This window comes from Rhodococcus sp. IEGM 1307, from assembly GCF_030056915.1.
Taxonomy (GTDB): Bacteria; Actinomycetota; Actinomycetes; order Mycobacteriales; family Mycobacteriaceae; genus Rhodococcus_F; species Rhodococcus_F opacus_D.
On record NZ_JASHKW010000008.1, the window covers coordinates 390,289 to 410,034 of the forward strand.

Annotated in this window: 19 protein-coding genes; 9 read left to right on the top strand and 10 right to left on the bottom strand. The window is 68.4% G+C overall.

The window, feature by feature from the left end:
• Positions 1-5 precede the first annotated feature (5 nt).
• A complete protein-coding gene (gene glpD / locus QM841_RS18595; RefSeq protein WP_280782712.1) occupies positions 6-1,748 on the top strand; it encodes a glycerol-3-phosphate dehydrogenase in 1,743 nt (580 codons plus the stop codon).
• Here the strand turns inward: glpD and QM841_RS18600 are convergent.
• Both QM841_RS18600 and QM841_RS18605 read right to left on the bottom strand, forming a co-directional pair.
• A complete protein-coding gene (locus QM841_RS18600; protein WP_283333043.1) occupies positions 1,726-2,262 on the bottom strand; it encodes a hypothetical protein in 537 nt (178 codons plus the stop codon). The two genes, glpD and QM841_RS18600, sit on opposite strands and share 23 nt — an antisense overlap.
• 184 nt (positions 2,263-2,446) lie before the next feature.
• Positions 2,447-3,406 (bottom strand): oxygenase MpaB family protein, encoded by a 960-nt coding sequence (locus tag QM841_RS18605; RefSeq protein WP_283333044.1) that lies wholly within the window; start codon positions 3,404-3,406, stop codon positions 2,447-2,449.
• A 53-nt stretch (positions 3,407-3,459) separates the two neighbouring features.
• Between QM841_RS18605 and QM841_RS18610 the strand changes: the two genes are divergently transcribed.
• Both QM841_RS18610 and QM841_RS18615 read left to right on the top strand, forming a co-directional pair.
• Complete coding sequence (locus tag QM841_RS18610) at positions 3,460-4,038, top strand: TetR/AcrR family transcriptional regulator (protein ID WP_283333045.1); 579 nt, start codon at positions 3,460-3,462, stop codon at positions 4,036-4,038.
• 7 nt (positions 4,039-4,045) lie between these two features.
• A complete protein-coding gene (locus QM841_RS18615; RefSeq protein ID WP_280782716.1) occupies positions 4,046-4,777 on the top strand; it encodes a DUF1353 domain-containing protein in 732 nt (243 codons plus the stop codon).
• Here the strand turns inward: QM841_RS18615 and QM841_RS18620 are convergent.
• Complete coding sequence (locus QM841_RS18620) at positions 4,774-5,523, bottom strand: DNA-formamidopyrimidine glycosylase family protein (RefSeq protein ID WP_283333046.1); 750 nt, start codon at positions 5,521-5,523, stop codon at positions 4,774-4,776. The genes QM841_RS18615 and QM841_RS18620 overlap by 4 nt on opposite strands.
• A gap of 1 nt (position 5,524) precedes the next feature.
• Entirely contained in the window at positions 5,525-10,075 is a 4,551-nt protein-coding gene (locus QM841_RS18625; RefSeq protein ID WP_491932571.1) for an ATP-dependent helicase, read from the bottom strand.
• Between the two features lie 366 nt (positions 10,076-10,441).
• Here QM841_RS18625 and QM841_RS43410 point away from each other — a divergent pair, with 366 nt between their 5' ends.
• The 3 genes from QM841_RS43410 to QM841_RS18635 all read left to right on the top strand — a co-directional run bounded on the left by QM841_RS43410 (position 10,442) and on the right by QM841_RS18635 (position 12,514).
• Positions 10,442-10,852, top strand: a complete 411-nt coding sequence (locus tag QM841_RS43410) for a DUF222 domain-containing protein (protein WP_502943275.1) — start codon at positions 10,442-10,444, stop codon at positions 10,850-10,852.
• Positions 10,780-12,009 (top strand): HNH endonuclease signature motif containing protein, encoded by a 1,230-nt coding sequence (locus QM841_RS18630; RefSeq protein ID WP_502943276.1) that lies wholly within the window; start codon positions 10,780-10,782, stop codon positions 12,007-12,009. The genes QM841_RS43410 and QM841_RS18630 overlap by 73 nt, the downstream gene beginning before the upstream one ends.
• Positions 12,010-12,241: 232 nt before the next feature.
• Entirely contained in the window at positions 12,242-12,514 is a 273-nt protein-coding gene (locus QM841_RS18635; protein ID WP_283333048.1) for a LiaF domain-containing protein, read from the top strand.
• Here QM841_RS18635 and QM841_RS18640 read toward each other — a convergent pair.
• Both QM841_RS18640 and amaB read right to left on the bottom strand, forming a co-directional pair.
• The gene (locus tag QM841_RS18640; RefSeq protein ID WP_280782722.1) at positions 12,511-13,515 is read right to left on the bottom strand and encodes an acyl-CoA dehydrogenase family protein; all 1,005 of its coding nucleotides are present in this window, start codon (positions 13,513-13,515) and stop codon (positions 12,511-12,513) included. The genes QM841_RS18635 and QM841_RS18640 overlap by 4 nt on opposite strands.
• A 30-nt stretch (positions 13,516-13,545) precedes the next feature.
• Positions 13,546-15,063, bottom strand: a complete 1,518-nt coding sequence (gene amaB / locus QM841_RS18645) for an L-piperidine-6-carboxylate dehydrogenase (protein WP_280782723.1) — start codon at positions 15,061-15,063, stop codon at positions 13,546-13,548.
• Between the two features lie 211 nt (positions 15,064-15,274).
• On the opposite strand from amaB, the gene QM841_RS18650 reads away from it, so the two are divergent.
• From QM841_RS18650 to QM841_RS18660, 3 genes are all read left to right on the top strand, one after another.
• The gene (locus QM841_RS18650) at positions 15,275-15,739 is read left to right on the top strand and encodes an Lrp/AsnC family transcriptional regulator (protein ID WP_283333049.1); all 465 of its coding nucleotides are present in this window, start codon (positions 15,275-15,277) and stop codon (positions 15,737-15,739) included.
• 65 nt (positions 15,740-15,804) lie between these two features.
• On the top strand, positions 15,805-17,148 hold the full coding sequence (gene lat / locus QM841_RS18655) for an L-lysine 6-transaminase (RefSeq protein WP_283333050.1): 1,344 nt from the start codon (positions 15,805-15,807) through the stop codon (positions 17,146-17,148).
• A complete protein-coding gene (locus QM841_RS18660) occupies positions 17,145-17,933 on the top strand; it encodes a tyrosine-protein phosphatase (RefSeq protein ID WP_283333051.1) in 789 nt (262 codons plus the stop codon). Before lat ends, QM841_RS18660 begins: the two co-directional genes overlap by 4 nt.
• On the opposite strand, the gene QM841_RS18665 is transcribed toward QM841_RS18660, so the two are convergent.
• The 4 genes from QM841_RS18665 to QM841_RS18680 all read right to left on the bottom strand — a co-directional run.
• Positions 17,897-18,229 carry a VanZ family protein gene (locus tag QM841_RS18665; protein ID WP_283333061.1) on the bottom strand — a complete coding sequence of 111 codons (333 nt, stop codon included), beginning with the start codon at positions 18,227-18,229 and terminating at the stop codon, positions 17,897-17,899. The genes QM841_RS18660 and QM841_RS18665 overlap by 37 nt on opposite strands.
• 2 nt (positions 18,230-18,231) lie before the next feature.
• A complete protein-coding gene (locus QM841_RS18670; RefSeq protein ID WP_105424002.1) occupies positions 18,232-18,570 on the bottom strand; it encodes a hypothetical protein in 339 nt (112 codons plus the stop codon).
• A 1-nt stretch (position 18,571) separates the two neighbouring features.
• Positions 18,572-18,982 (bottom strand): DUF1707 SHOCT-like domain-containing protein, encoded by a 411-nt coding sequence (locus QM841_RS18675; RefSeq protein WP_105424003.1) that lies wholly within the window; start codon positions 18,980-18,982, stop codon positions 18,572-18,574.
• 68 nt (positions 18,983-19,050) lie between these two features.
• A partial coding sequence (locus QM841_RS18680) for an acyl-CoA carboxylase biotin carboxyl carrier protein subunit (protein ID WP_283333052.1) occupies positions 19,051-19,746 on the bottom strand: 696 nt, incomplete at its 5' end.

Genomic DNA, 19,746 nt, shown 5'->3' on the forward strand with positions numbered 1-19,746 from the left:
CCGAGTTGAGTAGTCAGCCAGGTGTGCAGTTCCTCGGTCCCCGGCAGCGTGATGCCGCATGGGACAAGCTGCAGACCGAACAGTTCGACGTCGTCGTGATCGGCGGTGGTGTGGTCGGAGCCGGTGCGGCGCTCGACGCGGCCACCCGCGGGCTGAAGGTGGCGTTGGTGGAGGCACGCGACTACGCATCCGGGACGTCGAGTCGCTCGTCGAAGATGTTCCACGGCGGTCTGCGCTATCTCGAGCAGCTCGAGTTCGGGCTGGTCCGGGAGGCTCTTCGGGAACGTGAACTGTCGCTGACCACCCTCGCGCCGCACCTGGTGAAGCCGCTCAAGTTCCTGTTCCCGATCACCCACCGCGTGTGGGAGCGCCCCTACATGGCGGCGGGCATCTTCCTCTACGACCGCATGGGCGGCGCCAAATCGGTTCCGGCGCAGAAGCATCTGACGCGCGCGGGTGCGCTGCGGATGGCGCCGGGACTCAAGCGCAACTCGCTGACCGGCGGCATCCAGTACTACGACACCGTGGTCGACGACGCCCGCCACACCATGACCGTCGCCCGCACCGCCGCTCACTACGGCGCGGTCGTCCGCACGTCCACACAGGTGGTCGGATTCCTCCGGGAGGCGGACCGGGTCTCCGGAGTGCGCGTCCGGGACTGCGAGGACGGCCGCACCGCGGACGTGAAGGCGCACGTCGTCATCAACGCCACCGGGGTGTGGACCGACGAGATCCAGGCGTTGTCGCGGCAACGCGGCCGGTTCCGCGTCCGCGCGTCGAAGGGCGTCCACATCGTGGTGCCGCGCGATCGGATCGTGAGTGACGCCGCGATCATCCTCCGCACCGAGAAGTCGGTGCTGTTCGTGATCCCGTGGGGCAGCCACTGGATCATCGGCACCACCGACACGGACTGGAATCTCGACCTCGCGCACCCGGCGGCCACCAAGGCCGACATCGACTACATCCTCGGTCACGTCAACAAGGTGCTGGTGACGTCGCTGACCCACGACGACATCGACGGTGTGTACGCGGGTCTGCGCCCGCTGCTCGCGGGGGAGAGCGACGAGACGTCGAAACTCTCGCGGGAACACGCCGTCGCGCGCGTGGCGCCGGGTCTCGTCGCCATCGCGGGCGGCAAGTACACCACCTACCGGGTGATGGCCGAGGACGCCGTGGATCTCGCCGCCGAAGACATTCCCGCGCGGATGGCACCGTCCATCACGGAGAAGGTGCCGCTCGTCGGTGCGGACGGCTATTTCGCGCTCGTCAATCAGACCGTCCATCTCGGGGAGATGTACGGCCTGCACCCGTACCGCGTGAAGCATCTACTGGACCGGTACGGTTCGCTGATCGACGAGGTGCTCGACCAGGCGAGCGGGAAGCCGGAACTACTCCAGCCCATTACGGACGCACCGGCCTACCTGCAGGTCGAGGTCGTGTATGCGGCGGCGGCCGAGGGCGCCCTGCATCTCGACGACATCCTCGCCCGGCGCACGCGCATCGCCATCGAGTACTCGCATCGGGGTGTGAACTGCGCCGAGCAGGTGGCGCAACTGGTGGCCCCCGTCCTCGGCTGGGACGCCGACGCCGTCGACCGCGAGGTGAAGACGTATCAGGCGCGGGTGGAGGCGGAGGTGCAGTCGCAGGCCCAGCCGGACGACCTGTCGGCCGACGCGTTGCGGGCGGCGGCGCCCGAGTCGCGGGTCGAACTGCTCGAACCACCGGTCAGTGTGTCAGAAATACCTTGATGACCACGATGATCGTCGCGATCACGGCGAGGCCGAACGCGGCGAGGTGCGTGCCGCTCGTGACTCTTTCGCGGCGGAGACGGCTGATCACGTAACTGATCGAGCCGATACGGGCGATCATCACGATCTCGGCGGTCAATTGCGCGGTTCTCGGCTCCAGCCAGCCCAGCAGGGCCGTGCCGAGGATCACGGAAGGCACCACGGCGGACGTCAGGACGGGGACACTGTCCCGGAGTTCCCGTAGGCGTTCGGTGCTGGACAGTGTTCTGCCCAGGCGGAGCGACTGGCCTACCGACTCGGCGAACACGTGGGCGAGAAACGTGGACAGGGCGGCACCGAGGACGATGGCGATGCCCAGGGTCTCCTGGGATTTGGTCACCGGGATGAGCGCGGCGAGCACCAGGATGTTGCCGTAGATGTAGGCGCTGATGCGGCTCGCCGCGTGGTCGGGCGACAGCGGTTCGTCGCCGATCAGCGGCGGGCGATTCAAGAGCCTCGGAAGGTCCCAGTCCATCCTCCGAGCATTCCACGATCTCGTCGGTCAGCGGGTGTGGACGAGCGATTTCGGGGCGTGGGTGGCGACGACTCCCGACAGAGCCATGACGACGAGGGCTGCGACAGCGATGTGTTCCATGTGACCGAGCATCGTCCCGGAACCCGTGAGCGGTGTGGGCGTTGTCTGTGAGCTCCCTGGGAACTCAGACCTTCGGGCTGTAGTGCTGGGGGTCGTCGCGCCTGCCGAGCGGTGGAAGATTGCGTCGGGGTGTGTGGACGAGCGGAGCGTGCGCGGGGGCGCGTCCGGTCTCGCGGTCCCAGCCTGCGCGGGCGCGCGGGTGGTAGCGGTAGCGCCAGGGCACGAGCCGGAAGACGGCGCCCACGGCGCGGCCGGCGAGGGTGTGCAGGCGCTCGTCGCGTGTGGTCCAGCGGTAGCCGAGGAGGTCGCGGACCGGTTGGTCGTACATGCCGACCGTCAGCCACACGAAACCCTTCGCCACCGGGATGCGGAGGATCGCCCAGATCGGGTCGGGTAGCCACGACAGGAACGGGGGAACGCCGAGACCGGACAGGTCGAGGACGTCGCGGGTGGCCTTGTTGTCCTCGAGGACGTTGCGGCACATGTGATCCCAGTACTCCTGGAACGCCTCCCAGGTTTCCGGGACGGGGCGCATGCTCATTCCGTACAGGCGGTACCACTGGATGTGCTCGGTGAACAGCCGGCGCTTCTGGTCTTCGGTGAGGCCACCCATGAAGTGGTCGCCGGTGAGGATGGTGCCCATGAAGAAGGTGGCGTGCGCCCAGTAGAACGTGTCGGGGTCCAGGGCGTGGTACCTGCGGCCGTGTTTGTCGATTCCCTTGATGGTGTCGTGGTAGCCACGCACCTGTTCCGCCGTCTGCTGGGCGCGGTCGCCGTCGAAGACGACACCGCCGATCGGGTACAGCGACCGGTAGAGCCGCTCCCAGCGCTCGTCGAAGAAACGGGAGTGTTCCTCGACGCCCGCGCCGAGTCCGGGATGCATGTTCTGCATCGACCCGGCCCAGACGCCCTGCAGCATTCCGCGCCAGTCGCCGAAATACTTCCAGGTCAACGAGTCGGGGCCGAGGGGGACGGGAGCGGAGGCCGGGACGGGCGTACCGTCCGCATTCAAGTGACTACGCACGTTGTCAGACTAGGATCTGACAACGTGCGTAGTCAAGGATCGGAGCGAGAAGAATGACGCTGGAGGACCGGCGGGAAGTACGGCGGAATTCGCTACTCCGCGCGGGCATCGCGCTGCTCGGCGCCCCGGACGGGCCCGCGGTGAACGTGCGCGCGGTCTGCCGCGCCGCCTCGCTGACCGAACGGTACTTCTACGAGTCGTTCCGGGACCGGGACGAGTTCGTGCGCTCGGTCTACACCGCGGTGGGCGACGAGGCGCAGGCCGCCCTTGTGGAGGCCGTCGCGTCCACCGAGACCGCGCGGCAGCGCGCCGAGGCAGCCGTGGATGCATTCGTGAAACTCATGGTCGACGATCCCGCCATGGGCCGCGTGCTGCTGCTCGCACCGTTGTCCGAACCCGCGCTGAGCAGGCGCGGCATCGACCTGATGCCCGGCTTCGTCGCACTCGTGCACGACCAGCTGTCCGCCGTCGACGACGAGGTGGAGAAGCAGCTCGTCGCGGTCGGTGTGGTGGGCGCGCTCACGACGCTGTTCATCGGATATCTCGATGGAACTGTTGCCGCGTCGCGCGAGCAATTCGTCGCTCATTGCGTCACTCTGGTGGTGGAGGCAAACAAGGCCGGCCACGAGTGAGGTGCGCATGCCGTTCCAGGTATCCGTGGACGATCCGACTCGCCCGCAACCCGAGCTTCGGGTACTCGACCGCAAGTTCTTCCAACTCGTCGGCGAGTTCGTCTACGTCCACGGCGACACGGTGGTGACGGTGCCCGGCTGCGCCCCCATGCCGTGCCTTCTCCGCACGGATCTGGCATCGATCCCCGCGCCGCTGCAGGGCCTGCTCACCCCGTACGGGCGGCAACTACTTCCCGCGATCATGCACGACGACCTCTGCAAACGTGCGAGTGCACAGGGACCGGAGGGAAACACGCTGCGCCGGCGCGCGGACGAACTGTTCCGGCTCGCCCTGCTCGACGAGGGCGTCGGACCGTTCCGCAGCCGCATCTTCTGGGTCGGCGTCGAGGTCGGCCGGTTCTGGACGTTCACCGACGTCGCCCGGTTCCTCCTCATCGCGCACCAGGTACTCGGAATGTTGTGCTGGGTGGTGGGCGTGCCTTGGGCGACGGCGACCTCGCACTTCGGCCTGGCCGCGCTCTTTCTCGTGGTTCCGGTCGTGCTGTCGCTGTTGTGGCGCAGAGACTTTCCCGTCGCGCTACTCGGGTGCATCCTCCTGCCCGTCATCGCGCCGACGTATCTGCTGACGATCGCCACGGCCGCGGTGCTGTGGGTGCCGGACGGTGCCGCGTGGTTGCTCGGCCGCAGACGGACTCGCAGGCCGCCGCCGCTCGGGCCGCCGACCACGGTCCTTCGCTAGCCCACCACCGGGGGCTGGCAGTACGTGCAGAAGAAGATCTGCTGCTGACCGAGGTCGTGGCCTTCGATCACCGTCCCGCAACGGCGGCAACGTTTTCCGGCCCGCCCGTACACCCACGGCCGATGGCGGACCGAGTTGTTCTTGTCGATGTGAATCATCCGATGCGCGAGCGTGACCAGCGCGGGCAGGTCGGCCACCTCGCTCGACGGGGTGTAGGGGTGGACGCCGCGGAGGAAGCACACTTCGTTGCGGTATACGTTGCCGAGACCGGCCAGGTTGCGCTGATCGACCAGGGCGAGACCGATGGGCTGGTCGCCGGCCGCCCGGAGATTGCGGATCGCCGTGTCGGCGTCCCAGTCCGGTCCCAGCAGGTCGGGGCCGAGGTGGCCGACCGCGGACTCTTCGTCGTCACGCTCCAGGATCTCGGTGATGCCCAGCGAGAATCCGACCGCCACCCTGTCTTCGGTGGCGAGCACGATCCGGGCCTGGTGAGTGGGACGCCGCCACTTCGTGTCCGGCGCGTAGATGTGCCACGCGCCTTCCATCTTCAGATGCGTGTGGATCGAGTAGTCGCCGACCCGGATGAGGAGGTGCTTCCCGCGGCTGACCACCTCGTCGACGAGCCGGCCGGACAGGTCGACGGTGGCGTACCGGGGGACGCGCACGTCGCAGCGGGTCAGCACCTTGCCCTCGAGGGCGTCGCGAAGCGAGTTGGCGGTGCGCCAGACGGTGTCGCCTTCGGGCATCTCAGGCTCGCAACCGGAATCCGCGAGGGGTGGGCGAGAAACCGGCCTCGGTCAGGATCGGCGCGAAGTCGCTGCCGTGGATGGTGTCGCCGTCGACCTTCTCGACCACGATCTTGTCGATCCCGCCGCGCTTGACCACACCGGCGAGCGTGACCGCCGCGGTGCGGAGCACACCGGGGTCGTCGGTGAAGGTGAGGATCGTGCGCCCGCCGCGTTCGACGAACAGGATCAGTTCACCCTCCACGAGCACCACCAGGCCGCCGGCCTTGCGTCCCGGCCGGTGCGCGGGCGCATCGTCGCCGCGTTTCGGCCAGGGGAGAGCCGCGCCGTACGGGTTGGCGGGATCGCTGGCGGCGAGAGTCACGGCGGGCAGGGTGGTGTGCCTGCCCTCGAGCGAGTCGCCGTAGCTGCGGAGTCGGTCCACCACGGGCGGAGTGGAGAACTGTGCACCGCCGAGCGACTCGACGAAATGTCCGCGCCGGCAGCGGCCGTTGTCCTCGAACGTTCCCAGGACCTTGTACATCAGCGCGAATCCGCCGGGCACGTTCTCGGTCATCACGGACCCACGCGTCACCACCCCGTACCGCTCCAGCAGCAGTTCGGCGGTGGCGCTGGCACGCAGCGTGGCATCGGATTCGGCGGCGGGGAGTATCGACCACCGTCCCCCGACCGTGGGCGGTGCGGTGCGCACCGGAACCGTAAGGCTGCGGTACGCGCGGGCCCGCGGGGGTCGTCGCGGCGACCGGTGGCTCGTGGTGGTCCTGGACGTGTCCGACAGCAGGGCGCGGACCGGGGCGAGCGTGTCGTTTCCGATGTGGCCCAGCCACACCAGATCCCACAACGCCGTGGCCAGTGCGGTGTCGTCGGACATCTCGAGGGTGTCCGCGAGTTGCCGGAAGAAGTACGCGCCGCCGCCGGACAGCGTGTCGAGCACCCGGCGCTGGATATCGGACAGGTCCGACTCCGCGGGCGTGGTCAGTGTGAGCGGCGCGGTGTCGGCGGGGTGGAGGCACACCCACCCGTCCTTCCCGGAGATGCTGCCCGCGCCCGACCACAGCACCTCGCCCGTGGAGGTGAGTTCGTCCAGCATGGCGGGGGAGTAGTCGGCCACCCGGGACGGCAGGATCAGTGACTCGAGTGCCGAGGCGGGCACCGGAACACCGGCGAGCTGTTCCACCACGGTCGCGACGCCGTCGATGCCGCGCAACGTGCCCCCCACATGCTGCCAGCCCGGGAGGAAGCGGCCGAGCGTCGCGGTGCTGACCGGTTCGACCTCCTGACGCGCCGCGGCCAGCGAGCGCCTGCGGAGACGCCGCAGAACCTCGGCGTCGCACCATTCGCTCCCCGTCGCGCCGGGACGGAACTCGCCCTCGACCACCCGCTTGCCCTGCGCGAGCCGCTGCAGCACGTCGCGGGCCACCGCGGAACCGAGCCCGAATCGGGCGGCGGCGTCGGTGATCGTGAACGGACCGTGGGTGCGGGCGTACCGGCTGATCAGGTCGGCCAGCGGATCGTCGACGGGTTCGATGAACGCGGCGGGAACACCGATGGGCAGCGGCACCCCGAGCCCGTCGCGCAGGCGCGCCGCATCCTCGATGGCCGTCCACCATTCGCGACCGGCGAAGGAGACGGCGAGCGCCCGCCTCGCGCGGACGAGTTCGTCGAGCCAGGGGATGGGATCGCTGGTCGACCGTGCGGCGACCTCCTCGGAGGTGAGCGGACCCAGGAGGCGCAGCAGGTCGGCGACGCCCTCGAGATCCTTCGCCTTGCGGTCGGGAAGCAGACGTTGGAGTTCGAGTTCGGCGTGGGCGATGACGTCGGCGTCGAGCAGTTCGCGCAGTTCCACCCTGCCGAGCAGTTCAGCCAGCAGCGTCGAATCCAGGGACAGGGCCGCCGCCCGGCGTTCGGCGAGCGGGCTGTCGCCCTCGTACATGAACTCGCCGACGTAGTTGAACAGCAGCGCGCCGGCGAACGGTGACGGCGACTGCGTCTCCACCTCGACGATGCGGATCTGGCGACGCGCCAGCCGGCGGAGCAGGTCCTTCAGGGCCGGTAGGTCGTACACGTCCTGCAGGCACTCGCGGACGGTCTCGAGCAGAATAGGGAACGTCGGATACTTGCGCGCCACGTCGAGAAGCTGGGCGGACCGCTGCCGCTGCTGCCAGAGCGGTGCACGCTTTCCCGGTGTGCGGCGCGGCAGCAGCAGCGCCCGGGCCGCGCACTCACGGAACCGGGACGCGAACAGCGCCGACCCGCCGACCTGTTCGGTGACGATGTCCTCGATCTCGTCGGTGTCGAAAGCGAAGAGGTCGGCGCCCGGCGGGGTGTCCTCGGTGTCGGGAAGACGCACGATGATGCCGTCATCGGACGCCGTCGCGTTCGAGTCGAGGCCGTACCGCTCGCTCAGCCGCGCACTCACGGCCAGCGCCCACGGTGCGTGAACGCGCTGGCCGTACGGCGAGTGCAGGATCAGGCGCCAGTCGCCGAGCTCGTCACGGAATCGTTCGACCACCAGGGTGCGGTCGGTGGGGACCTGCCCGGTGGCGGTCTTCTGCTCGGCGACGAGCTGAACGAGATTGTTCGTGGCGTTGTCGTCGAGCCCGCCGGTGCGGCAGCGTTCCTGCACCTCGGTCTCGTGCCCGAGTGAGATCTCCCGCAGGAATTGTCCCAGCGCCTCGCCCAGTTCCGCCGGCCTGCCGAGGCCGTCTCCGTGCCAGAACGGCAGCCGTCCCGGCTGCCCGTAGGCGGGGCTGACCAGCACCCGGTCGAACGTGATCTCCTCGATCCGCCAGCTGGTGGCCCCGAGTGCGAAGACGTCGCCGACCCGCGATTCGTACACCATCTCCTCGTCGAGTTCGCCGACGCGAGATGCCTTCTCGCCGACCATGTAGACCGTGAACAGACCGCGGTCGGGGATGGCGCCGCCGGACGTGACCGCCAGCCGCTGCGCGCCGGGGCGTCCCGTGAGTGTGTTGGCCTCGCGGTCCCAGACGAGGCGGGGCCTGAGCTCGGCGAACTCGTCGGACGGGTAGAGGCCCGCGAGAAGGTCGAGGGTGGACTCGTACGCCGAGCGCGGCAGCGTCGCGAAGGAACCGCTGCGCCGGACCGTCTCGAACCAGTCGTCCACGTCGAGCGGTTCGAGTGCGGTGGCCGCCACCGTGTGCTGGGCGAGGATGTCGAGCGGGTTGGCGGGGACGGCGAGCGCCTCGATCTTCCCGGTGACCATGCGCTCGACGGTGACGGCACAGTGCACGAGGTCGGTGCGGTGCTTCGGGAACACGACACCCCGGGAGATCTCCCCGACCTGGTGTCCGGCGCGGCCGACCCGTTGCAGGCCGTTCGCCACCGACGGTGGTGCCTCGACCTGGATCACCAGATCGACCGCGCCCATGTCGATTCCGAGTTCGAGGCTGCTCGTCGCGACCACGCATCGCAGTCGCCCCGACTTCAGGTCGTCCTCGATGAGGGCCCGCTGGTCCTTGCTGACCGATCCGTGGTGGGCGCGGGCGAGCAGGGGGTCCGCGCCGAAATTGACCTCGGACGGCGTGCCGATCTGCGAGGCCGGTTTCGGGTTCTTGTCGACGGCGGTCCCGGCGCGTTCGGCGTAGATCTCGTTGAGCCGCGCGGTCAGGCGCTCGGCGAGGCGCCGCGAGTTGGCGAACACGATGGACGACCGGTGCGCGAGGACGAGGTCGACGATCTGTTCCTCGACGTGCGGCCAGATCGACCCCGCCTGCGGGGTCGCCGACGCGGAACCCTCGGCGGGTTCGGCGAGGCCGAGTTCGGTCATGTCCTCGACCGGCACCTGCACGGTGAGGTCGAACGTCTTCGGCGACGGCGGTGCGACGATCCGGATGGGCGCCGAACCGGACAGGAACCGGCCGACCTCCTCGTGCGGGCGCACCGTCGCAGACAGCCCGATGCGCTGCGCCGGGGTGGCGAGAAGCTGGTCGAGGCGTTCGAGCGACAGGGCCAGGTGGGCGCCGCGCTTGGTGCCGGCCACCGCGTGCACCTCGTCGACGATGACCGTGTCGACCTGGGTCAGCGTCTCACGCGCGGCGGATGTGAGCATGAGGAACAGCGACTCGGGGGTGGTGATGAGGATGTCGGGCGGATTCTTGATCAGAGCGCGCCGGTCGCCTGCCGGTGTGTCGCCGGAGCGGACCCCCACCGAGATCTCCGGCGGCGAGAGCCCGAGCCGCTTGGCCGTCTGCGTGATCCCGACGAGCGGGGCGCGCAGGTTGCGTTCGACGTCGACACCCAGGGCCTTGAGTGGGGAAATGTAGAGGACCCTGGTCTTGCGGTCCGTTACGTCGGTGGCGGCGAGTTGGTCGAGGGACCACAGGAACGCGGACAGCGTCTTGCCCGAACCGGTCGGGGCCACGACGAGCGTGTGCGCGCGGCTGGCGATCGACTCCCACGCACCGAGCTGCGCGGCCGTCGGCGCCGGGAAGGCGCCGTCGAACCACTCGCGGGTGGCAGCGGAAAACCTGCCCAGGACGTCGGTCACCGTTCCATAGTGCACCGGGGGTACGACAGGCAGCGGGAACATACCGTGCGGTCTCTGGAATCCGTCCGGTCTGGGATGTTCACCCCCGACGTGGCACGGGCGCTGCGTCGGGACTCGCGTCGTTTCTGCTCTCGGTCGGCGCCGGAATGCCGACGACGGTCCCCTCGATGCTCAGTGGTGAGATTCCGCGGAGGCACTGTCCGGCGCGCGGCGCGCGGCCGTACTCGCCGACAAGGCCGTGCAATCGACGGGCGAGCTCATGCAAGGAAGTTCGCGTTCTCCGCCGGATCGTCGCACGAACGCGGGCAGACGACTACAGGCTCCCGCGCAAGCGCCTCGTCGGCACTGCGATCCGCTTCGTGCGCCTCGATCGGCGAACTTGTCGGTGGGGCGCAGTATTATTCGCACATGAGTTCGACCGGGGGGTTGGCGGCAGATCAGGTGATGGAACACCTGACTGCGTTGGACGATGCCGTGTCAGGCCTGCTCGACGCAGACCTCAATGCTGTGTCGGATGCTGATGTGGTGCTGATCATGCAGCAGCTCGAGAAGTCCCTCCGCCGCGCCGGTGCAGTCTCGCTGCGGCTGATCGTCGAGAGTGCCGAACGCTCGTTACCCGCGACGCTCGGTTGCAACTCACTGAACAAGCTCCTGGTCGAGGTGCTGCGCGTGTCGGCGGCAGACGCGTCGGCACGGGTAGCGGCCGCCCGCCACCTCGGTCTGTTTCATACAACTTCGGGCGAGCAGTGGAGGCAGCGCTGCCGGAAACCGCATCCGCGCAACGGGATGGCGACATCGGTGCCGACCATGCACGCGTAATCCGGAAAATCATGCGAAAGATCCCGCATGCGGTCACCAACGCCGACGTCGCATTGGCTGAGTCGATCCTGGCGCAGTGTGCGAGAGGAGGTACGCCCGAAGATGTCGAGAGTGCCGGCCACCGCCTCCTCGCTCATCTCGATCCCGACGGAAACCTGGGTGACGATCGTGATCGCTCTCGGCGGCGCGGTGTTTCGTTGGGCCGTCAAGATTCCGAACTGATGTCGAAGATCTCCGGTGAGCTCGACCCCACAGCGCGCGCTCTGCTCGACCCGGTTCTCGCGAAATGGGCTCGCCCCGGCATGAACAACCCGGACGACCCGGAGTCACCGTCCGGCGACGCCGAGAATCCGTCGATCGACCGTGAAGCACTGGTAGCGGCAGCAGCGCGTGACACTCGCACTGCTGCTCAGAGAAACCATGACGCCCTCAGCGCGATATTCCGGGTCATGCTGGAATCCGGGATCTTGGGCCGGCATCGGGGTCTGCCCGTCACGGTGATCATCACCATGACCCTCGACCAACTCGAGAAGGCGGCGGGCGGCGTGACCACCACGGCCACCGGCGGACTCCTTCCCCTCGACGACGCGCTGAAGCTCGCCGAGCGCGCCCACCCGGTGCTCGTTCTGTTCGACCACGACGGCCGGCCCCTGCATCTGGGACGGCGCCGACGAGTGGCAAGCGCGGATCAACGCCTCGCTCTCATCGCCGCCGAAGGCGGGTGCACACGACCTGGTTGCGCGGCCCCGGCCAGCATGTGCGCGGTGCACCACGTGCAGGAGTGGCGCAACGGCGGATACACCGACATCGACTCACTGACGCTCGCGTGCGATGCCTGCCACGCCCAGGTCCACGACGGGCCTACAGGCTGGGCGACCACCAGCGCGCCAGCCGGTGACACGTATGCGGGGCGCACCGAATGGATTCCACCACCGCACATCGACCCGGACAGAAACCCACGAATCAATCACCGACATCACGCCGGTGAGCTGATCGCTCGCGCTCGCCGGAAAGCCCGTGACCGGGCACGAGCCGAGGACGGTGTGCCCTCACCGTGCGCCGCCCCTCACACTGTCGTGAGTTCCGGCGTCGCCGGAACGAACGACGGCGACGGCAACTCGACGGTGGCGGGCTCGTGCTCGGAGACCACCACGTAGGCGCCCACAGCGAGCAGCGCCAGAGCAACTGCGCGGATCATCCTGAACACGTTGTCTCGCTTCGGTCGAAGGGGCGGTGTGTCACGGGTGTAGCCGTCAGACCGTAGACGAGGGCACCGACAGCTACGGTGGAGGGAGGAGTATTCGGAGCACGCCGCGATCGTCTGGTCTCGCGACGCCGACGTCGAGCGTCTTCGGCGACACCAAGCGTTCCGGCCGCTGGTTGCTCGCCGTGAAGACACTGGCCCTGCTCGTGTTCGGGGACGTGAAGCTCGACCTCCGGTCGGCCGTGATCGGCGCCCGCACGTCGACGATCACACTCGTCACACTGTTCGGTGACAGCGCCGTCACCGTTCCGGAGGGCGTGCATGTCGAGGTGGGTGGTTTCGACCTCTTCGGCGACCGCGAACTCGACGCCGGTGCACAGGATCCCGGGCCCGGAGCCCCGACGATCCGCATCGTGTCGTACTCGCTGTTCGGTGACCTGCGGGTCCGCACCCGCTAGTCGCGGCCGAGGCGCTCCAGCAACGCCGACTTGATCGCCGGACGTCCCGCCGCGACGAGCGTGAAGGTGGCTTCACGCATCAGACGTTCGGCGGTGTTCCCGGCGAGCAGTGACGAGCTGCCCTTCGCTGTGACGAGGGCGGTGGCGGTGCGGATGGCGAGTTCCGAAGCGCGGGCCCGTGCTTCGGCGATCTCCGCCCGGCCTTCGAGGGCGGCGTTGAGGTCGAGTCGTGCCCGGGCGGCCTGCTCTTCGAACGGGTCGGCGTCGACGCCGAGAGCCTCCAGTTCGCTGATCGCCCGCCGGGTGATCCCCATAGCCATGCACCCGTTGATCCACGACCCGAACAGCTGGCTTTTCGCGAAATCCTCGGGGGAGACGACGGCACTCACCAGATCGCGCGGCACGGCGAGCCCGTCGAATTTCAACCGGACCGTGTTGGACCCGCGGGCCGCGATCAGCGGGAGTTCCTCGGCGGTGAGTCCCCGAAGTGGTTGTGCGGGAATGATGACGTGCACGATGGAGTCGTCGAATTCGTCGCGCGCCGACACCTGAAGCAGATCGACGATGCCCCAGCCGGTGACGAACGGCGACACCCCGTCGAGCACGTAGCCGTCGTCGACGCTGCGTGCCCACAGCGTGGGCGGGACGGGAATCGCGCCGGCCAGGGCGACACCGGCCCGCACGGTGCCGTCGACGAGTCCGTCGAGATAGCGATCCTGCAGGGCAGTGTTCGGGGACGCGGCGAGACCGGCGACGACGCCGTGATGCTGCATCCACGTGAACGCCGTCGCGAGGCAACCACCGCACAACGTCTCCATCACGTCGACCAGCACCGACGGTGTCACACCTTCTTCGCCCGGTGCCGCGAGTCCGTAGAAGCCGTCGGCGGCGAGAGTCTCGAAGTGACTGTCGGGAATCTCGCCGTCGGCATCGACGCTGTCGGCCACCGGGAACAACACGTTCTCGGCAATCTCACGCGCCATCTCGGTCCAGTTGCTCACGCCCCGAGAGTAGCCGGTCGACGCCGCCGATCAGGTGAACTCCACCCCCTGCGCGAGCGGGAGTCGATCGGAGTAGTTGACGGTGTTCGTCGCGCGACGCATGTACGCCTTCCATGCGTCGGATCCGGACTCGCGTCCGCCGCCCGTCTCCTTCTCGCCGCCGAACGCCCCGCCGATCTCCGCACCCGACGTGCCGATGTTGACGTTCGCGATGCCGCAGTCGGAACCGTCTGCCGCAAGGAATCTCTCGGCCTCTCGCTGATCGGTGGTGAAGATCGACGACGAGAGGCCTTGGGGCACTTCGTTGTGCAACGCGATCGCCTGATCGAAGTCGTCGTAGGTGAGGACGTAGAGGATCGGTGCGAACGTTTCCTCCTGCACCACCGACGTCTGCGCGGGCATCCGGACGAGGGCGGGCGAGACGTAGTAGGCGGAGTCGCTACCTCCGCTGCGTTCGCCGCCGCAGACGACGGTCCCGCCGTCGGCGCGGGCCTTGTCCAACGCGGTCTGCATGGCCTCGAACGCGGAGCCGTTCACCAGCGGACCGACGAGGACGCCGTCGTCGAACGGATTCCCGACCTTTAACTGGCCGTACGCCGAAGAGATGCGCTGCACCAGTTCGTCGGCGACGGACGAGTGCACGATCAGCCGGCGCAGTGACGTGCAGCGCTGGCCCGCGGTGCCCGCGGCGGAGAAGACGATTCCCCGCACGGCAAGGTCGAGATCGGCGGACGGGGCCACCACCGCTGCGTTGTTGCCGCCCAGTTCGAGCAGGCATTTGCCGAACCGCGCGGCGACGCGCGGACCCACGGCGCGACCCATCCGCACCGACCCGGTGGCGCTGACCAGAGCCACGCGTGCGTCGTCGACGAGACGCTCACCGACGTCCCCCGCGCCCTGGACCAGGGCATGGATCCCCGCGGGTGCACCGACGTCGCGGGCGGCGCGCGCCAGCAGTGCATCGCAGGCGATTGCGGTGAGCGGAGTCCGGTCCGACGGCTTCCACACCACCGTGTCGCCGCAGACCAGCGCGACGGCGGTGTTCCACGACCACACGGCCACGGGGAAGTTGAATGCGGAGATCACTCCGACGACGCCCAGCGGGTGCCACGTCTCCATCAGCCGGTGTCCCGGACGTTCCGACGCCATCGTCCTGCCGTACAACTGGCGTGACAGACCGACCGCGAATTCGCAGATGTCGATCATCTCCTGCACCTCGCCCTGCGCCTCGGACGGAATCTTGCCCGCCTCGAGGGTGACGAGTTCCGCCAGATCCGTCTTGTGTTCCGTGAGAAGCTGACCCAGGCGACGCACCACCGCGCCGCGCTGGGGTGCGGGGACGGTACGCCACTCGAGAAAGGCCTCGTGCGCCGCGGTGATCGCCCGGTCCACGTCGTCCGCGCTGCTCGCGGTCACCGTGCGCAGTTCGGTCCCGGTGATCGGGGTGCGCGCGACGAGCGGTCCACCGGCGTCGGTGATCTCGGCGCCGCACCGGATCAGTGCTTCCTCGGCGCGTCGGCACAACTCCTCGGGGGCGGGAAGGTTCACGATGCTGTCCTCTCTCGGATTCGATCCTGCTGCTGTCGGTGGAGCGTGAACGGGTCGTGCACGGGCCGGCCGAGTGTCTCGGCGAGCAGCGGTCGGTGGGTGAAGTACGCCGGCGCCCTCGTCTCGCGTTCGGCTTCCGCGCCCGGGCAACGCGGGCGCGGAGCTCTGACGTTTCGACCATGAGGCACCTCCGCTGGGCTAGCCTGCGCTGGTGGTGGATTCTTTTCGTAGCGACGCACCCCATACTCCTCTCGACGACATCGATCGGGTACTGATGCAGGAGTTGGTGGCCGACGGCCGGGCGACTCTGGCGACACTCGCCGAGAAGGCGGGGCTGTCGATCTCCGCCGTGCAGTCCAGGGTGCGCAGGCTCGAGGCCCGCAAAGTGATCCGCGGGTATACCGCGAAGATCGATCCGGATGCGCTCGGGCACGGTCTGTCCGCATTCGTCGCGATCACCCCTCTCGATCCGTCCCAGCCCGACGATGCCCCCGCCCGGTTGCGGAACCTCCCCGCGATCGAAGCGTGTCACTCGGTCGCGGGGGAGGAGAGCTACGTGCTGCTGGTGCGCGTCGCCTCCCCGCGGGAGCTGGAACACCTGCTGCGGGAGATCCGTGCCACCGCCAACGTACACACGCGCAGCACCATCATCTTGCAAACATTTTACGACAGGTGAGCTCTGTTCCGGATATGTTGCTGAATCGTCGCCGGTTCACAGGAATTTTGACGTAATCTCTCGGTATGAGCACAGCGATTCGATTTACCGGAGATGGGGGCGAGCTGCCGGCGAGCCAGGTGCAGGACGTGCTGCGCGAGCGCATTCTGGTCGACGGTTTCGACCTGGTGCTCGACCTGGAACGCTCACGCGGTACGCATCTCGTCGACCAGCGGGACGGCACCAGCTATCTGGACATGTTCGGATTCTTCGCCTCGTCGGCGCTGGGGATGAACCATCCGGCACTGGCGGACGACGACGCCTTTCGCCGAGAACTGGCGGCGGCGGCGATCAACAAACCGAGCAACTCCGACATCTATACCGTCCCGATGGCACGGTTCGTCGAGACGTTCGCCCGGGTGCTGGGCGATCCCGCACTGCCGCATCTCTTCTTCATCGACGGTGGCGCACTCGCCGTCGAGAACGCTCTGAAGGTGGCGTTCGACTGGAAGAGCAGGCTCAACGAGAGCCGAGGCCTCGACCCGGCGCTCGGCACGAAGGTGCTCCATCTGACCGAGGCGTTCCACGGGCGCAGTGGATACACCATGTCGCTGACCAACACCGAGCCCGGCAAGGTGGCGCGGTACCCCAAGTTCGACTGGCCGCGCATCGACTCCCCATACCTCGCGGACGGGCGGGACGTCGTGGAAGCTGAGCGCCACGCGCTGGACCAGGCGCGGCACGCGTTCGCCGAGAACCCTTCGGACGTGGCGTGTTTCATCGCCGAACCGATCCAGGGTGAGGGCGGCGACCACCACTTCCGCCCGGAGTTCTTCCAGGCGATGGAGGCGCTCTGCCGGGAGAACGACGCCCTCTTCGTATTCGACGAGGTGCAGACCGGGTGCGGTCTCACCGGCACCGCCTGGGCGTACCAGCAGTTGGGAGTGCACCCGGACGTCGTCGCGTTCGGCAAGAAGACTCAGGTCTGCGGCATCATGGCCGGCGGCCGGGTGGACGACATCCCCGACAACGTGTTCGCCGTGAGCTCCCGGATCAACTCCACCTGGGGTGGCAACCTCACCGACATGGTGCGGTCCCGCCGGATCCTCGAGATCGTCGAGGAGGACAGGCTCGTCGACCGAGCCCGGATGATCGGGGCGCATCTCCTCGAACGACTGCGGGAACTCGCACGCGCGAACGCCGAGGTGACCGAGCCGCGGGGACGCGGCCTCATGTGCGCCATCACGCTCTCCACCCCGCAGCGGCGGGACCGCGTCGTCGCCGACCTCCGGGACCGGGAGCGGGTGCTGATCCTGCCGACCGGCAGGCGCGGGATCAGGTTCCGCCCACCTCTGACGGTGACGACCGCCGAACTCGACGCCGCCGTGGATGCACTGGCCCGAGTGCTGGGCGGTACCGTCGACGCATGACGCCGATACCGCTCACGTCCGTGCCCAATCTGCGAGACGTCGGTGGCTACCGAACCCAGGACGGCGCGAAAGTACGCACCGGCGTGTACTTCCGTTCGACCGATCTCAGCCGGGTCACGGACACGGACATGCCGCTGCTCGACGGCCTCGGGATCCGGACGGTGTACGACCTGCGCACCGCGGACGAGCGTGACGCGGCACCCGACACACTCCCGGACGGGGCCCGCGCCGTCGCGTTGGACGTCCTGGCCGACAAGGGGATCCGGTCGATTCCCGCGCAGATGCTCCAGGTGATCGCCGACCCGATGATCGCCGAACGGGAACTCGGCGGCGGGCGCGCGATCGAATACTTCGAGGGCAGCTACCGCGACTTCGTCGTGATGCCGAGCGCGGTCTCCTCGTACCGGGAGTTGTTCGGCGGCCTGGCCTCGAACGACAACACGCCTGCCCTCGTGCACTGCACCACCGGTAAGGACCGGACAGGATGGGCCACGGCGGCACTGCTGCTGCTCCTCGGAGTCAGCGAGGAAGACGTGTTCCACGACTACCTGCTGACCAACGAACTCCTGCTTCCGTCGTTCGCGGGCGTGTTCGAGAAGTTCGTCGACGCGGGTGGAGATCCGGCGTTGCTCGAGCCCGTGCTCGGAGTCCGTGAGCAGTATCTGGAGGTGTCCCTGGCCGTCATGCGGGAGCAGTACGGGACCGTCGAGCGGTACTTCTCCGACGGACTCGGCCTCGACGCCGGGGTTCAGACCCTGCTGCGGGAGCGCATGATCGCGGACTGAGCGGACAAGCCGAGCGCCACACCGACCATGTCGGCGCAGAGATCCCAGACCGATCCGTGCCGGCCGATCGGAAGCACGCCCTGCAGAATCTCGGTGATCACCGCGAACGCCGCGAGCCAGAGCACGGTGATCCGTGGCGTCAGGAGCGCATACCGGGAGGCGGCCGCCAGCGCCGCGAACAGCACGGCGTGCACCACCTTGTCGGCATGCTCGGGACCCGACGGCGTCGCGGACGCAGGGGACAACAGCATGACCAGTGCCAGCACGGTGAGGGCTGCCACCGGAACGGATCGCATACTCACCGCTGGACCGTCAACCCCAACGCGCCCTCCGCAAACCGTTGCACCGCATCCGATCCGCTCGCGAGCGCGTCCTCGTGGCCGGTCCTCGCCCAGCCGGTGAGGGTCGCGGAGTCCCCGGACGGAGTGAGCCCCACCTCGGCGAGCAGTTCGCCGGTGTTGGGCTGGCAGATCGCCCACGAATAGTGCTCGTCGCTCAGCCACTGCGCGGTGCGGCGGGCGACGTACTCGGGTTCGGCGATTCCACCGTCCGCGAGCGCCGGACGATCGTCGACCCGTTCGTCCGCCCGCAGCGCGCGCAGGTACCAGCCACCCGCATTGACCTCGACAGGTTCCACGTCAGCGGTCCCGGTCTCGGCGGCGATCCCGGCCGTGGCGGTCGTCGCGGGTGCCGAACAGGATGGCGCCGGCGGCAGGGATCATCAGGAAGAACAGCCAGCTGTTGTCGACAGGAACGACGAAGAACAGCACGAGAGCGACGAGCGGGATCACCGACATCACGATGCGACGCCAGTTCTGGTCGTTGTCGGCACCGGCCGATTCGGCTTTGGCGGGCGTGCCGACCGCGGTCGCGGGGAGGTCGGTGAACACTCGATCGAGCTCGCCGCGGGTGGTGGCATTCGTGACCGCGAGACTGCGCTCGTCGAATTCGGGGACCGTCAGACGGCCCGCCGCGAAATGTTCGCTCAACACGTTCAGGGCCTGCTCGCGTTCGGCAGTGCCGATACGGATCTCGGGAACGTCAGACATGCGTACAGACTACTGTGAGTCCTTCTCGACCCCGGGGGCCGAGAAGGACTCACGAGTGGTGCAGGCGCCTATTTCAGTTCGGCGAGGACGGTGCCCTGGGTGATGGCGGCGCCGGGTTCGACGGCGAGGCCGGTGACGACGCCGGCCTTGTGGGCATTGACGGGGTTTTCCATCTTCATGGCCTCGAGGACGGCGATGAGGTCGCCCTCGGCGACTTGTTGGCCTTCTTCGACGGCGACCTTGACGACGGTGCCCTGCATGGGGGCGGTGACGGCGTCACCGGAGGCGGCGCCGCCGTGGGCGCCGCCGCGGGTGCGGGCCTTGGGCTTCTTGCGGACCGCCCCGGCCGCGGCACCGGCGCCGGTGCCGAGGGTGAACTGGCCGGGCAGGGACACCTCGACGCGGCGGCCGCCGACCTCGACGACGACGTTCTGCCGGGGCCCGGTCTCGTCCTCGTCGATCGGCTGGGTGCCGGTGAACGGTTCGATCTGGTTGTCCCATTCGGTTTCGATCCACTTGGTGTAGACGTCGAATGAGGTGCCGTCGCCGATGAAGGCGGGGTCGGAGACGACGGCCCGGTGGAACGGGATGACCGTGGCCAGGCCTTCGACCTGGAATTCGGCGAGGGCGCGGCGGGCGCGGGCCAGGGCCTCGTCGCGGGTGGCGCCGGTGACGATGAGTTTGGCGAGCATGGAGTCGAACTGGCCGCCGATCACCGAGCCGGTTTCGACGCCGGAGTCCATCCGGACGCCGGGGCCGGTGGG

Excerpts from the sequence above, each read along its gene's own strand:
- QM841_RS18600 (WP_283333043.1), bottom strand. The coding sequence starts at position 2,262 with ATGGACTGGGACCTTCCGAGGCTCTTGAATCGCCCGCCGCTGATCGGC.
- QM841_RS18610 (WP_283333045.1), top strand. The coding sequence starts at position 3,460 with ATGACGCTGGAGGACCGGCGGGAAGTACGGCGGAATTCGCTACTCCGC.
- QM841_RS18615 (WP_280782716.1), top strand. The coding sequence starts at position 4,046 with ATGCCGTTCCAGGTATCCGTGGACGATCCGACTCGCCCGCAACCCGAG.
- QM841_RS18620 (WP_283333046.1), bottom strand. The coding sequence starts at position 5,523 with ATGCCCGAAGGCGACACCGTCTGGCGCACCGCCAACTCGCTTCGCGAC.
- QM841_RS18625 (WP_491932571.1), bottom strand. The coding sequence starts at position 10,075 with ATGTTCCCGCTGCCTGTCGTACCCCCGGTGCACTATGGAACGGTGACC.
- QM841_RS43410 (WP_502943275.1), top strand. The coding sequence starts at position 10,442 with ATGAGTTCGACCGGGGGGTTGGCGGCAGATCAGGTGATGGAACACCTG.
- lat (WP_283333050.1), top strand. The coding sequence starts at position 15,805 with ATGAGCACAGCGATTCGATTTACCGGAGATGGGGGCGAGCTGCCGGCG.
- QM841_RS18660 (WP_283333051.1), top strand. The coding sequence starts at position 17,145 with ATGACGCCGATACCGCTCACGTCCGTGCCCAATCTGCGAGACGTCGGT.
- QM841_RS18665 (WP_283333061.1), bottom strand. The coding sequence starts at position 18,229 with ATGCGATCCGTTCCGGTGGCAGCCCTCACCGTGCTGGCACTGGTCATG.
- QM841_RS18675 (WP_105424003.1), bottom strand. The coding sequence starts at position 18,982 with ATGTCTGACGTTCCCGAGATCCGTATCGGCACTGCCGAACGCGAGCAG.